Origin of the sequence: Oryzomicrobium sp., assembly GCF_021287045.1 — a bacterium.
In the GTDB taxonomy this organism is placed as follows: Bacteria; Pseudomonadota; Gammaproteobacteria; order Burkholderiales; family Rhodocyclaceae; genus Oryzomicrobium.
Map to the genome: position 1 here is coordinate 364,940 of NZ_JAJTBG010000001.1, position 13,900 is coordinate 378,839.

A 13,900-nucleotide genomic window follows, 5' to 3' on the forward strand; every position below is an offset into this window, starting at 1 on the left:
GGTCAGTCCTCCGCTTTGCCCAGTTGCCGCGTCAGCAGTACCTGGAAAAGGGCCCGACTGGCCGGGTTGTCGCCCGCCTGGGCGAAGCGCCGTTTCAGTTGGCGACGGATTTCCTTTTCCCGGGCGGTGGCCGGGTCGCCGGCCGCTGGGTCGGGCGGGACGACGGGCAGGCTGGCGATGCCCTGGCGGGCCAGTTCTTCGAGCCGGCGGGCATCGAGCCGGGAGCCGGCGGTGAGGATCGTCTGGCCGGCGGCATCCAGCAGGTCGGCGCCCAGGTGCATGTCCGGCGCGATGTCGGCGATCGGCATCCAGAGCGGCGGGGTCGTCATGGCGCGGCTCCTTCCGGGATCAGGGTGATGGCGAGCCCTCGCCCCGCCGAGGACAGGCCCAGGGCGTGGCGGCAGGCCCGGTAGGTGCGGCCGCCCAGGGTCACCGGCAATTCCTGGGCATTCTCGCGCAGGAAGCTGTCCACCACCTGAGGCGGGAGCACCGTACCCAGGGGCAGGCCGAGCAGACCGCCCTGGGGGCCCATCAAGTCTTCGGCCAGGCTGTTCATGGCGACGATCAGGCCGTCCTCGTCCACGCCGAGCAGGGGCCAGGGCAGGACTTCCAGGACCTCGTGCAGCACGCCCAGGGCGGTTTCGTTGCGGCTGATGCGCTCTTCCCGCTCGGCGAGCAGCTGTTGCAGGCGCCGGTTGGTCGCCTCCAGCTCCCGGTTGGCCCGCTGCACGGCGCTGGCCAGGCGCAGGTTCTCGTCCGCCAACTCTTTCTGGCGGAAGGCCTCGGCGATGTGTTCGCGCAGGTGGTCGTCGTCCCAGGGCTTGGTCAGGAACTTGTAGATGGCGCCCTCGTTGATGGCGCCGGTGATCGATTGCAGCTCGGTGTAGCCGGACAGGACGATGCGGACCGTGTTGGGGAAGAGAACCTTGGCGCGGCGCAAGAATTCGACCCCGGTCATGCCCGGCATGCGCTGGTCGGAGATGATCACGTCCACCGGATGGTTGGCCAGTACCTCCAGGCCCTCTTCGCCACCCGCGGCGGTGAGGATCTCGTAGCCTTCCTTGCGCAGCAGGCGCTTCATGGCCGAGAGAATGTTGGCCTCGTCGTCCACCAGCAACAGGGTGCGCTTCTTCTCCTGGGGGCGGATCAGGTCGCCTGGAATCGCCTTGCCTGCCATGAGCATCTGCTCCATCTCGGCGGCCGGCACGGGGCGGCTGAAGTAGTAGCCCTGAATCTCGTCGCAGCGGTTGGCGATGAGCAGGGCCAGTTGGGCCTCGGTTTCCACACCTTCGGCGATCACCTTCATTTGCAGGGCGTGGGCCATGGTGATCACCGCCCGGGTGATGGAGATGTCGTTGGGATCGGCGGCAATGTCCTGGACGAAGGAGCGGTCCACCTTCACCGCATCCAGGGGGAAGCGCTTCAGGTAGGCCAGGCTCGAATAGCCGGTGCCGAAATCGTCCACCGATAGCCGTACCCCCATGGCGCGCAACTCGGTGAGGATGGCGATGGTGTCTTCCACATCCTCCATCAGCATCGATTCGGTCAGTTCCAGTTCCAGCCAGCGCGGCGGCAGGCCGGTATCGGCCAGGGCCTGGCGCACTTTGGCCACCAGGTTACCTTCCTGGAGCTGGCGTCCCGACAGGTTCACCGCCATGGTGAACGGCCCCAGCCCCTGGGCGTGCCAGCGGGCGGCCTGGATGCAGGCCTGGCGCAGCACCCAGTGGCCCACCGCCAGCACCAGCCCGCTTTCTTCCATGGCCGGGATGAACTCGGCGGGGGATACCAGCCCGCGCTGGGGGTGCTGCCAGCGGATCAGGGCCTCGGCGCCGATGATGGTGCCGTTGCTACAGCTGACCTTGGGCTGGTAGTGGAGGATGAATTGGTCTTCCTGGATCGCCTGGCGCAGGGAGTGTTCGGTCTGGAGCTTGGTGCGCAGCCGCTCGTTGGCGGCGGCCTCGAAGAAGCGGTAGCTGCCGCCGCCGTTTTCCTTGGCGTCGTGCAGGGCGGTTTCCGCCCGGTAGAGCAACTGGTCGATGCTGTCGCCGTCGGTGGGAAAGGCGGCGATGCCGATGCTGGTGCCCAGGTACAGAGTGTGGCCGTCCACATCGAGGGGGGCGGAAGTCTGCTCGATCAGGCGGCGGGCGGCATTGGCGATGTCGATAGGGCTGTCCAGTTCGCTCAGGAAGACGCCGAACAGGTCGCCGCCGAGCCGGCCGAGCAGGTCACCGGCGCGCAGGTCGCGCCCCAGGCGCCGGGCCAACTGGGCCAGGGCCTCGTCCCCGGTCCGGTAGCCCAGGTTCTCGTTGACGCTCTGGAAACCGTCCAGGCCCAGGCAGAACAGCACCGCCTGGCGGTGGTGCCGCTCGGCATGGCGCAGCGATTCGGCCACCTGCTCGCGGAACTGGTTGCGGTTGGGCAGGCCGGTGAGCTCGTCGAAGTGGGCCAGGTGGTGGGCCCGGGCCTCCGCCGCCAGGGCGTCGGTGACGTCGAAGGCGATGCCGCCGATGGTGTGGGGGCGCGGGCCGTCGCCGATGGCGAAGCTCTTCATGTGCAGCCAGCGCACCTCGCCGGTGGGGCCGATGACCCGGAAGCGGATATCCAGCCCCCCGTAGGGGCGGCGGTGGAGGGAGGCCCGCAAGCGGCCCACCTCTTCCGGATGGACCCGGTTCAGCCAGTCGAAGCGGTCGGCGAAGAGCGCGTCCCGGGAGGCGTTCCAGACCTTTTCATAGGCCGGGTTGGCGTAGACCACCCGCCGTTCGATCACATCCACCAGCCAGAGGCTTTCCGGCAGGAACTCGGCCAAAAGGGCAATACGTTCCGCCAGCCCGGCCGGAGGCGGGCTCGTGGTGATTGTGGACGTGGGTTCCATGCCGGGCGCGTATATGGGGTTTGGCTTCAATCTTTTCGCCAAATCCCAAAAACTGCAAGGGCATATGTCCTATGCCTAGCACCGCATTCGGGGGGAAGACCTGTTTCCCCTGGGGGCGGAGCGGTCAGCCTTTTATCGACTTGGCGTAGCTGGCCCGGTCCAGGTCGGCGATCTCGGCGGAAAGCTGGATCGTCAGGCCGTCCACCGCCGGCACCCCGGCGTGGAGGGCCCCGGCCACGGCGGCGGCCAGTTCCTGCTTCACTTCCGGCGGGCGGCCGGAGAGGATCGCCAGCCGCACATGGACGAAGCCCCGGCCGGTGTTGTGCACGCCGATGGCGTAGTCGTCGAGGCGGATCGCCCGGCTCTTGATGTCCGGCTCGTCGAAATGGCCCGAGGCGGCCAGCTCGGCGTTGATGCCGGCGAGCAGGGTAGGGGCGTCCAGGGCACCGTCCAGGTTGGCGGTGTATTCCAGGGTCAGGTGGGGCATGGGGAATCCTTGGGCGGTGGCGCCCGCCGCGACGGCGGCGGGCAAGGGGCAATGGTAAGGCCGGCCGGGCAGAGGTGTCCGAACGCGGCGCCCGCAAGGGGCGCCTAAAGCGGGGCGCCTTCGGCCCACAGCCAGGGCAGGCCGGCCACGGCGGCGAAGAACAGGGCCAGGTGGAACAGGCACCACAGGCCGTAGCGGCGGGCGAGCTTGGCTTCGGACAGATTGCTCACCAGGAACAGGCGGCCGTCGGCGGGGCGGGCGAGGAGGTGGATGTCCGGGGCGGCGCGCAGGGCGTCGTGGTTGCGCGCCACCTCGCGCTTGGCCGCCTGGCGGGCGAGCAGCCATTCCTGTTCGTCGATGGTGCCGTCGCCGTTCAGGTCGAAGCGCCTGGCCAGGGCGGCCGGGTCCTTCTTCCATTCGGCCAGCAGGTCGCGCACGTCGGCGTTGGGGTCCAGCTCCCCGGACAGGCCGGTGACGGTGCGGAAGTCGCCGATGGCGTAGAGCGGGTCGCCATTGAGCAGCAGCCACAGGGTGGTGCGGGTGTCGTCGGCGACGGTGGTTTCCTTGTGCCGGGTGACGATTTCGGCGCCAGCCGGGTCGATCAGGCACTGGCCGGTGCCGTCGTCGAGGATGAAGGAGCCCTCGGACTCGCTGCGCTGCACCTCGGTCCATTCCCGCTTGTGGTTGCGCTCTTCCACCAGGTAGCGGAACCACAGGCAGGGCACGTGGCGGCCCGGGGCGACGATGGGCAGGCCGTCCAGGGGGCGGCCGGTGCCGGTCAGTTCGGCGTAGCCCTGGGCGGCGGTGGCTACCTTGGCGGTGGGAGTGTCGGTGATGGCGCGGCGGCGCCGGTAGGCCGAGGCCCAGGCGACCAGGCTGATCGCTGCCAGCAGCGCGATGCACACCAGCCAGCCGAGGCGGGAGTGGGTCTGGGCGGCGATGGCCAGCAGCACCAGCTGGACACCGGAGGTGGCCCGGTGGACGCTGCTCCAGCGGCTGAGGCGCAGGCCGTCGAACACAGCGGGAGGGCCTTAGCCGAACAGGGCCTTCAGATCCACGTCGGCCTTTTCGGCGACGCTGAATTCGAGCAGGGGTTGGGATTCGAAGCTGCCCAGGCGGGCCACCAGCACGTCCGGAAACTGCTCCAGGCGCACGTTGAGCAGGTTGGCCGCCTCGTTGTACAGCTCGCGGCGGTCGGCGATGGCGTTTTCCAGGCCGGTGATGCGGGTCTGCAACTGCATGAAGTGTTCGTTGGCCTTCAGTTCCGGATAGGCCTCGGCTACCGCGAACAGGCGCAGCAGCCCCTGGCGCAGGCTGCCTTCGGCCTCGCCCAGGGCGCCCACGTCATGGGCTTCCCGGGCCTGCTGCACCTGGGAGCGGGCCTCGATCACCCGTTGCAGGGTGGTCTGCTCGAATTCCTTGTACTGCTTGCACACCTCCACCAGCTTGGGCAGCTCGTCGTGGCGCTGCTTGAGCAGCACGTCGATGTTGGCCCAGGCCTTGGCCACGCCGTGCTTGAGGCCGACCAGGGCGTTGTAGGTCATCACGGCGTAGAGGACGACCACGGCGATGAGGCCGAGGAGGACGGCGGTGCTGATGCTCATGAGGGGGCTCCGGGAAGAGGGGCGGCCGGCGGGCGCACACGCCAGGGAAGACGAGGACATTCGCCGCGGGCGCCGGCTATCATACCGGGATGGACGACCTTCGTTATGACAAGCCCGTGGGCCATGCCGCACCGGCCCGGGGTGCCCGCCGACTGTGGCTGGCGGTGGGCGCGGCGGCGGCGCTGCTGGCCCTGGTTGCCGGCTTTTTCGCCTACGGGCGGCCGGATCTGCTGCTCGACTTCGCCAACCTGCGCTACTGCGGTTGAGGCGGGGGAGGGGGGGCAGCCTCATCCTGCGGCGCGGGCGCGGAATCCGGCGCGCCGCCATCGCTGCCACTGTCGCCATCGCCTTCGCCCGTGCCGTCGTCGGGAGGCGGGGCGCCGACCCGGGCGCGCACCGCTTCCGGGGTCAGGTTGAGCAGTTCGCCGATGGCCGCGTAGTCGTCGGGCAGGGCCGCGTCGTCCCAGCCGTTGGCCGAGTGGCGGGCCAGATTCACCGCCAGCACCACGTTGCGCACCCGGGGGTGCTTGGCGTGCTGGTCGTCCATCAGCCGGGGCAGCAGGTCGGGCAGGGCCCAGGCATGGCACAGGGCTTGTTGCAGTTCGATGAGCTGGATGCCCAGCACCTCCTGCTGCACGGCGGCGCTGCGCAGGGTCCGGTCGCCACGCTGACGGGCCAGAATCTCCAGGGCCAGGTGGGGGGCGAAACACCACAGCAGGATTTCCGCCAGGTCGTGGAGCAGGGCGGCGATGCGCACTTCCTCGGCGTTCAGGTCGTGGCGCCACAGGGCCCAGTCGTAGGCGTAGCGCGAGGCACGCTGGGCGCGGCGGGCCACGTGGAGCAGGCCGAGCAGGGCCTGGGGGTGGGCCTTCAGGGTGTCTTCCACCACCAGCACGTTGTGAAAGTGGCGGAAGAAGGGCTCGATGCCGAGCATCATCACCGCCTGTTCGACGGTGGTGATTTCGCCTTGCAGGCGCTTGCCCCGGTAGGGCTGGATGTAGGCCAGCACGCGCACCGTCATGAGCGGGTCGTGCAGGGCCACGGCGGAAACGTCGCGGCCGTTGATGCGGTCCAGGTCCTGGGCGAGGGCCTCCAACTGACGGGCCGTGTGGCGCAGCACCGGGATTTCGTTTTCGGAGAGGTAGGCGACCCAGGAATCCAGGTCCGGCAGGGTGGTCTCGATCATGGCGGGACGATCCGGCGGAGGATGAGTTGCCCTAGGGTATCCCGGGGGCGTAGCGCCGCCAATAGGGATGCGCCAGCATTCGTGGGAATCGGCGAGAATTCTCAGGGATTCGTGGCGTAATGCGCAGTGCGTAGTGTCGAAGCACTGTCCTTGAGCCATACGGATGTGTCAGGCCCGCGGCGGACGCTTTGCGTTGCCGTGGCCCTCACGCAAGATGGCGGCACGGATGCTCCCCCACTCCCGGGCGGCGTTGCCGCCGCTGTCTGCCTGGGGGCGGTTTTGTCCAGGTTTCATGCGTTCGGGGTATCGGCCGTTTTTCCTTGTCTCCCTCTGTCCTTTTCCGTGACGCCCACCATGTCTTTTCGTGCTTTCCACGCCCTGGCGGCATCGCTGCTGGCCCTGAACCTGGTGCCGGCCCGGGCCCAGGCGCCCCTACCCGGCGCGCCGGGTTCGCTCGTTTCAGGCCCCGGCGCCTGCGTCGGCATCGCCAGCCCCCTGGAGCGGCTGGCCTGCTACGACCGGTCCCTGGGGCGGCGCAGCGCCACCGAGCCGGCCCCCGGCGAACAGCCGGCGGCTGGGTCCGAAACCGGCCAGCCCCTGGCCCACGTGCCGCCGGGGGCGCCGGCCCCCGCATCCGCCCTGGCCGAGCAGCTGCCGGCGGCCAACGCCGCCGGCGGGCTGCGCGCCGTGCCGGGGGGCGGGCTGGTCAGCGATGCCATCCTCTCGGCCGAGGTGACGCCCTTCGACGACCGCTGGGAGCTGACTCCGGCGGCCAAGCGCGGCACCTGGGTGATCCGCCCCTACAAGCCGGTGTACCTGCTGCCGGTGTTCTACACCCGCACCCCCAACCGGGAGCCCACCAGCCCCAATCCGGCCAATCAGGTGCACAGCCCGCTGCCCTTCGACAGCACCGAGGCCAAGTTCCAGTTGAGCCTCAAGACCAAGGCCTGGGAAAACATCTTCGGCGACAACGGCGACCTGTGGCTGGGCTACACCCAGTCGTCGCGCTGGCAGGTCTACAACGGCGGCATTTCGCGCCCCTTCCGCGAGACCAACTACGAGCCCGAGGCCATGCTGGTGTTCCGCACCAACTACAGCCTGCTGGGCTGGAACGGGCGTCTGGCCTCGATCTCCTTCAACCACCAGTCCAACGGCCGGGCCGATCCCCTGTCGCGCAGCTGGAACCGGGTGATCGGCAGCCTGGGCTTCGAGAAGGGCGACTGGAACGTGATGCTGCGCGGCTGGTACCGGGTGCCGGAAAAGGCCGAGACCAACGACAACCCGGACATTTCCGACTACATGGGCCGGGGCGACCTGCTGGTGGTGCGTCGCTGGGGCGGCCACGTGTTTTCCCTGGGGCTGCGCCATTCCCTGCGCACGGGCGAGCGCAACCACGGCTCCGCCGAGTTCGACTGGGGCTTTCCCATCTCCGGCAACCTGCGCGGCCACGTGCAGGTGTTCTCCGGCTACGGCGAGAGCATGATCGACTACAACTACCGGGCCACCTACTACGGCCTGGGGATTTCCCTGGTGGAGTGGTAAGCGGGGACTGCCACCGGGGCCGACTTCAGCCCCGGGGGCGCTTCCAGAACACCGGGGTGACTTCCACCGGGTCGCCCTCGCCGGCCACGTAGAGGTGGCCGTCCTGAATGGTCACTTGCAGGCGCATGGTGCGCGCGGCCAGGGTCGCCAGGGCCTGGGTCTCGGTGGCGGCCAGGTTCACCACGGTGAGGTTGTCGAGCCGCGCCAGCTTGTTCTGGTTCTGCTCCCACCAGATCTCGGCGGCCCGGCCGCCGTAGGTGTACAGCACCACCTCGTTGGCCCGGTTGCTGGCCTTGCGGATGTCGCGCTCGTCCGGCAGGCCCACGTCGATCCATTGCTCGATGGCGCCGGTCAGGTCGAGGCGCCACAGGTCGGCCTCGTCGTCGGTTGAAATGCCCCGGCCGAACTCCAGGCGCTCGTCGGCGTTCAGCGCAAAGGCGAGCAGCCGCACCATCAGGCGCTCGTCGGTTTCGGAAGGGTGGCGGGCCAGGGTGAGGGAATGGTCGCCGTAGTAGCCGCGGTCCATGTCGGCCACGCCCAGGTCGGCCTTGAATACGGTGGATTTGAGAGCCATGGGGTCGGGTAAGGTGGCAGGCCGTACAATGCCGGCCTGAACGGAAATCGAAAAACCCGACATGTTAAGTTATCGCCACGCCTTTCACGCGGGGAATCACGCCGACGTGCTCAAGCACGCGGTGGAAATCGCCTGCCTCGACTACCTGGGCCAGAAGGACAAACCCTACTGGTACCTGGACACCCACGCTGGCGCCGGCATGTATTCCCTGGAAACCGGCTTCGCCACCCAGAACGCCGAGTACGAGAGCGGCATTGCCCGCCTGTGGGACGAGCCCGGCCTGCCGCCGCTGTTGGCCCGCTACGTCGAGGTGATCCGCGCCATCAACGCCCGGGAGCGCGGCAACGGCAGGGACGGGGTGCCCCGCGCCCTCAAGGTCTATCCCGGCTCCCCGGTGATCGCCGACGTGGTGGCGAGCGAATCGACCAAGCTGCGCCTGTTCGAGATGCACCCCTCCGATTCGCCCCTGCTGGCCCGCTGCTTCAAGGACGCCGGCAGGCGCGCCCTGATCTACGCCGGCGACGGCTACGAGGGCCTGAAAGCCCTGCTGCCGCCGCCGCCGCGCCGCGCCCTGGTGTTGATCGACCCGTCGTACGAAGACAAGAGCGAATACGCCCGGGTGGTGGCCGCCCTCAAGGACGCCCTCAAGCGCTTCGCCACCGGCACCTACGTGCTCTGGTACCCCCAGCTGCACCGCCTGGAAACCCGCCGCCTGCCCGACCAGTTGAAGGCCCTGGGGGCCAAGAGCTGGCTGCATGTGGCCCTCACCGTGCGCAAGCCCACCGCCGACGGCTTCGGCATGCACGGTAGCGGCCTGTTCATCCTCAACCCGCCCTGGGTGCTGGCCCAGCAACTGGCCGAGGCCATGCCCGCCCTGGTCGAACTGCTCGGCGAGGACGAGAGCGCCGGCTACACCCTGGAACACGACGGGCTGTAAGGGCATCCCCTGCGGCCCGCGCCATTAGGAACGATAAGGAAACACCCGCCATGTGGTTCAAGAACCTGCAGTTGTACCGCCTCGCCAGCCCCTTCCCCCTTGCCCTGGCCCAGCTCGAAGAGCAGCTCGGCCGGGTGGTGTTCACCCGCTGCGGCAGCCAGGACAAGCAATCCCGGGGCTGGGTCCCGCCCCGGGGCAAGCTCGAAAAAGCCGACAAGGACGCCGCCAGCGCCGCCCTGCCCCTGGTCCATTCCGTCGGTGGCCAGTGGTTGATCGCCATGGCCACCGAGCACCGCCTGCTGCCCTCGTCGGTGGTCAACCAGGTCGCCGCCGACCGGGCCGACGAACTCGAAGCCCAGCAGGGCTTCCGCCCCGGCCGCAAGCAACTGCGCGAACTCAAGGAACGGGTCACCGAGGAACTGCTGCCCCGGGCCTTCACCCGCCGCTCCACCACCTGGCTGTGGCTCGATCCGGTCAACGGCTGGCTGGCGGTGGACGCTGCTAGCCGCGGCAAGGCCGACGACGCCCTGGAGCTGCTGGCCAAGTCCCTGGACGACTTCCCGGTCAAGCCGATCAAGACCGAGCGGTCCCCCACCTCGGCCATGGCCGACTGGCTCGCCGCCGGCGAAGCCCCCGCCGGCTTCACCGTGGACCGGGACTGCGAACTGAAGGCCGTCTCCGACGAAAAATCCACCGTGCGCTACGTCCGCCACGCTCTGGACACCGACGAAGTGCAGGCCCAGGTGCGCACCCACCTGGAAGCCGGCAAACTGCCCACCCGCCTGGCCCTCACCTGGGGCGACCGGCTCTCCTTCGTGCTCACCGAAAAGCTCGAGATCAAGCGCCTCGCCCACCTGGACACCAAGGAAGAAGAGGCCAACGAAGCCAATGGCGCCAACGGCGACGAACTGTTCGATGCCGAATTCGCCCTGATGAGCGGCGAGCTGCAACGCTTCCTCCCCGACCTGCTCGAAGCCCTGGGCGGCGAAATCCGCGACGGCGAGGGGGCTTCGGCCGAAGCCGCTGCCGGCGCTACCGCCGCTGCAAAGCCGGCCAGCCCCACTCAGGCTCCGGCCCCGGCCGCCACGGCGGACGACGATCCCCCCTTCTAAACCCCAGGCTGGACGGGCATCTTCGCGATGCCCTCTTGAAACACCGCGCCCCTGTTGGCTTCTGGCGGATATCCGCTGGAGAGCGAGCGGGGGCGCGGTGTTTTGGGGGAATGACCGATGGCAACCGCCGATCACGGTGACTGGCCGGAGCAATGTTAGCTATCGGCCAAGAGCGGACATTTGGGAACCATTCCCCAAAGCAGACTTTGCTCCGGCGCAGTTGTCCGGAATATTGATGTTGTTATACTGGCAGCTGATATTCTAAGTGACTGAAAGCAATGAGCTTAGGGCAATAAATATGATGTCACCAATATCAATTGTTATGAGGAACTCTGCGTTCGTGTAAACACTGTTAGATTTGCCAACCAACATGGGAGGAGTGACATGGCCCTTTACAAATACGGCAATCATTTGGCTCAGTCTCAGAATGCTGCTTTTGATGCAAAACACTCCCCTGGAACGGAGGCGCCGTACCCGGGCATCTATCGCTGTACTTCCTGCGGAGATGAAATCGCAATTGCAGGTGGCCACACACTTCCACCGCAAAATCATCGCCAACACAATCCCGCTAATGGGCCCATTCAGTGGCAGCTACTGGTTTATCCAGTACAAAAGTAAGAAATTTAACTTTCCGCTCCAGCCGACCGTCAAAAGGCTATGCCTTTTGACGGTCGGGGCTGAGCTTGTACGTTAAGTTTTTGGCCAAGATGATTCACGATTCTAGCTACTGGAAAGATGATCTTCTTAAGCTTGCACAAAGCTTAGAGAAAAGGATCCTTCAAACTCGCTGGGGGGGCAAAAACCTCTTTGTTGTTGAGAAAGAGATTTTTCTCGGTTTCTATGCGATTCGAAAATTGATTGAATCCAAGAAGGTTTCTGACAGTGTATCTAAGCGCAAGTATGAGCTAAGGGAGTTCACCTATAGCGGCGATCCGAATTCGCTTATAACCCACATAAGAGAAGCGGAGTACGATCTGACAAGTGGGAAAACGGTTTGGTTAAGCACTGTTGATCTTTGTAACCAATTTATTCACAGTCATCACTTCGTACTATTTCTTCCAGATGGTAAACATCTGGTGGGATTTTTCTTCTGCTCGGATCGAAAGCGGACCTCTGGAATTTATCTAATTACCATCTTTGATGTTGTCAGCATCTATCGATCTGTTGGATTTAATTACCCTGCATCCATGCACATGGAGCGACTACCAAATGGGAAATTTTTCAACAGTATCGAATAGGCGTACTTAAACTCATGAGCCACCTAACACTACAGTTGAGTGGGACAGTCACAAGCTATGCTTGTGGTTCCCTATACTTCGCTTCGGCTGCCCCTCACTTTAACATTGAAGGTCCGCTTTATCAGTAAGCGGATTTCCGCTTTGGATCGCTAGCAGTCATTCCTTTCCTCTAGAGTGAGAAATGCCATTGTTTATTCGCCTCGCCTCCGTACTGCTGTTAGCCGGAGCACTGAATACCTTCGCCCTCGCTGAAGGCCTGCCGGCACCCGCACGAACCCAAACTCAAACTCAAACTCTCCTCCCCTTTGCCTCCCCCGAAGGCTTGGATCGTCTCTCCCGTTCCACGGCGAAAAGTGACTTCGCCCCCCTGGCCAACCAGTTCGAGCCCCAGGCGACGATTGCCTTCTGCGCGCCGGCCACGGCGGCCATCGTGCTAAATGCCCTGGACCCCCAGGGCGTGGAGGCGTCCCACGACCGCAGCCGGCTGACCCCATCGGATACCCGCTATCTGCCCCGGGGGCTGGAGCTGACGGATCGGCGCTATACCCAGGAAAGCGTCATCGCCGCAGGCAGAAAGACCCGGGCCCAGGTGCTGGGGGAGCCGATGGCGGTGGAGGGGCGGATGGTGCGCGACGGCGGCTACCAGCTGCGCCAGCTCGACGAGTTGCTGCGGGCGTACAAGGTCGCCACCAGGCTGGTGATCGTCGATAACCAGAAGCCCGAGGCGGAGATTCGCCGCGATCTGGTGGAAAACCTCCAGCGCGGCGGCGACTACGTGATCGTCAATTACCTGCGTTCGGCGGTGGGCCAGGCCGGAGGCGGCCACATTTCGCCGGTGGGCGCCTACGACGCGGCCACGGATTCGGTGCTGGTCCTAGACGTGCATCCCAGCCACTACCCCTGGGTGTGGATGCCCCTCGCCACCCTCATCCAGGGAATGCGCACCCGGGACGGGGCGGAGAACCGGGGCTACATCCTGGTGCGGCCGCGCTGAATCAGCGGCAACCCCAAACAAAAACGGCGAGGCCCGTAAGGCGCCTCGCCGTTTTTGTTTGAACCGCGCCAGAACTGCCGGCGTTAGCGGCCCGTCAGGCTGGGGGCCAGCCCTTGCTGCTTGTTGAGGATCAGCAGCAGGCCCATGCCGGCCACCATCACCACGGCGGCGACCACCAGGGAGCCCAGGTAGCTGCCGCTGGCGGCGGCGATGTAGCCGGCCATGGCCGGGGCGGCGATCTGGGCCACGCCGTAGCTCAGGGTGAGGCGGGCCATGGCCTTGGCCGGGTTCTCGGGGAAACAGCGGCCGATCAGGGAGAGGGTCAGGCTGACGATGCCGACGAAGGTGCCGCCGAAGAGCACGGCGCCCACCAGGTTGAGCACCGGGTCCTGGGAGAGCACGGGCAGGACGATGGAGACGATCTGCAAGCCGAAGCCGAGCAATAGGGCCGGGATCTGGCCCATGGACCCGGCGATGCGGTCCCACAGGAAACAGGAAGGGGTGGCGGCCACGCCGACGATCACCCACACCAGGGCGCCCTTGCCGGCGAGCAGGGGCAGCTTTTCCAGGATGGCGACGATGAAGGTGGCGCTGACGACGAAGCCGAAGCCGGCGCAGAAGTAGGCGGCGATCAAGAGGCCCATCCAGCGCCGCGACGGGGGCGTGGCGGCGGCCTTGGCGGCGCCGGCGGCCAGGCTGGCCGGGGCGGGCAGCCACCACCAGGCGGGCAGGAAGAAGGCCACGCCGAGGACTCCCAGGGTCAGCCATTGCTCGTCCCAGGCGAGGCGCCCGGCCATGGCGGCGGCGGCCAGGCCCGAGACGACGATGCCCATGCCCAGGCCGGCGAAGTGCAGGCCCAGCTCGGGCTTGTGCCCCTGGCGGATCAGCCAGTTGAGCACCAGGCCCGAGGCGATCAGCATCCCGGCGGTACTGGAAAGCCCGGCGACAAAGCGCAGCAGCACCCACAGGTAGAGGTTGTCGGTCAGCCCCATGGCCGCCGTGGTGGCCACGGCCAGGATGAGGCCGATGCGGTAGAGGCGGTACTTGAGTTGCAGGTCGCTGATCGAGGCGGCGAACAGGGCCCCGGCGATGTAGCCGACGTAGTTGAAGGTGGCCAGCCAGCCCCCGGCCAGGTACGACAGCCCGGCCTCGTGGCGCATCAGCGGCAGCAGGGGGGTGTAGGCGAAGCGGGCCAGGCCCACGGTGAGGATGAGGGCGCAGATTCCGGCGAAGATGACGCGGTAGCGCTCGGCGGTGCTGCTGTGGGGAAGGGCGGCGGCGTTGGGGGGCATGTCTCGTCCTGATTGTTATGGGTTTGTGGGGCCCATGCTACCGGGACGGGGATTGGGACTCT

At 66.7% G+C, this 13,900-nt stretch carries 14 protein-coding genes; 6 read left to right on the forward strand and 8 right to left on the reverse strand.

The genetic code is table 11. From position 1 onward, the window contains the following. Positions 1-2: 2 nt before the first annotated feature. From LWW89_RS01670 to LWW89_RS01690, 5 genes are all read right to left on the reverse strand, one after another. A complete protein-coding gene (locus LWW89_RS01670; protein WP_293260131.1) occupies positions 3-329 on the reverse strand; it encodes a hypothetical protein in 327 nt (108 codons plus the stop codon). Beyond that, complete coding sequence (locus LWW89_RS01675) at positions 326-2,872, reverse strand: EAL domain-containing protein (RefSeq protein ID WP_293260134.1); 2,547 nt, start codon at positions 2,870-2,872, stop codon at positions 326-328. The genes LWW89_RS01670 and LWW89_RS01675 overlap by 4 nt, the downstream gene beginning before the upstream one ends. Positions 2,873-2,996: 124 nt before the next feature. Beyond that, positions 2,997-3,359 carry a 5-carboxymethyl-2-hydroxymuconate Delta-isomerase gene (locus LWW89_RS01680; protein ID WP_293260137.1) on the reverse strand — a complete coding sequence of 121 codons (363 nt, stop codon included), beginning with the start codon at positions 3,357-3,359 and terminating at the stop codon, positions 2,997-2,999. A gap of 104 nt (positions 3,360-3,463) precedes the next feature. After that, positions 3,464-4,378: a hypothetical protein gene (locus tag LWW89_RS01685; RefSeq protein WP_293260139.1), complete on the reverse strand. Its 915-nt coding sequence runs from the start codon at positions 4,376-4,378 to the stop codon at positions 3,464-3,466. Between the two features lie 12 nt (positions 4,379-4,390). After that, positions 4,391-4,963, reverse strand: coding sequence for a LemA family protein (locus LWW89_RS01690; RefSeq protein ID WP_293260141.1), 573 nt, complete (start codon positions 4,961-4,963; stop codon positions 4,391-4,393). A gap of 89 nt (positions 4,964-5,052) precedes the next feature. Between LWW89_RS01690 and LWW89_RS01695 the strand changes: the two genes are divergently transcribed. Continuing rightward, entirely contained in the window at positions 5,053-5,229 is a 177-nt protein-coding gene (locus LWW89_RS01695; protein ID WP_293260143.1) for a hypothetical protein, read from the forward strand. On the opposite strand, the gene LWW89_RS01700 is transcribed toward LWW89_RS01695, so the two are convergent. Then, positions 5,217-6,149, reverse strand: coding sequence for an HDOD domain-containing protein (locus LWW89_RS01700; protein ID WP_293260146.1), 933 nt, complete (start codon positions 6,147-6,149; stop codon positions 5,217-5,219). The genes LWW89_RS01695 and LWW89_RS01700 overlap by 13 nt on opposite strands. A gap of 354 nt (positions 6,150-6,503) precedes the next feature. Between LWW89_RS01700 and LWW89_RS01705 the strand changes: the two genes are divergently transcribed. Continuing rightward, positions 6,504-7,691, forward strand: a complete 1,188-nt coding sequence (locus LWW89_RS01705; RefSeq protein ID WP_293260149.1) for a phospholipase A — start codon at positions 6,504-6,506, stop codon at positions 7,689-7,691. A gap of 25 nt (positions 7,692-7,716) precedes the next feature. Here LWW89_RS01705 and LWW89_RS01710 read toward each other — a convergent pair whose 3' ends face one another. Continuing rightward, positions 7,717-8,265 carry a YaeQ family protein gene (locus tag LWW89_RS01710; protein ID WP_293260152.1) on the reverse strand — a complete coding sequence of 183 codons (549 nt, stop codon included), beginning with the start codon at positions 8,263-8,265 and terminating at the stop codon, positions 7,717-7,719. Between the two features lie 61 nt (positions 8,266-8,326). On the opposite strand from LWW89_RS01710, the gene rlmJ reads away from it, so the two are divergent. The 4 genes from rlmJ (at position 8,327) to LWW89_RS01730 (ending at position 12,546) form a co-directional block, all read left to right on the forward strand. Next, positions 8,327-9,202, forward strand: coding sequence for a 23S rRNA (adenine(2030)-N(6))-methyltransferase RlmJ (gene rlmJ, locus LWW89_RS01715; RefSeq protein ID WP_293260155.1), 876 nt, complete (start codon positions 8,327-8,329; stop codon positions 9,200-9,202). A gap of 50 nt (positions 9,203-9,252) precedes the next feature. Continuing rightward, complete coding sequence (locus tag LWW89_RS01720) at positions 9,253-10,314, forward strand: recombination-associated protein RdgC (protein WP_293260158.1); 1,062 nt, start codon at positions 9,253-9,255, stop codon at positions 10,312-10,314. 698 nt (positions 10,315-11,012) lie between these two features. Next, entirely contained in the window at positions 11,013-11,552 is a 540-nt protein-coding gene (locus LWW89_RS01725) for a hypothetical protein (RefSeq protein WP_293260161.1), read from the forward strand. A 181-nt stretch (positions 11,553-11,733) separates the two neighbouring features. Beyond that, positions 11,734-12,546: a phytochelatin synthase family protein gene (locus LWW89_RS01730; protein ID WP_293260164.1), complete on the forward strand. Its 813-nt coding sequence runs from the start codon at positions 11,734-11,736 to the stop codon at positions 12,544-12,546. An 83-nt stretch (positions 12,547-12,629) separates the two neighbouring features. On the opposite strand, the gene LWW89_RS01735 is transcribed toward LWW89_RS01730, so the two are convergent. Then, the gene (locus tag LWW89_RS01735) at positions 12,630-13,838 is read right to left on the reverse strand and encodes a YbfB/YjiJ family MFS transporter (RefSeq protein ID WP_293260166.1); all 1,209 of its coding nucleotides are present in this window, start codon (positions 13,836-13,838) and stop codon (positions 12,630-12,632) included. Between the last annotated feature and the right edge of the window lie 62 nt (positions 13,839-13,900).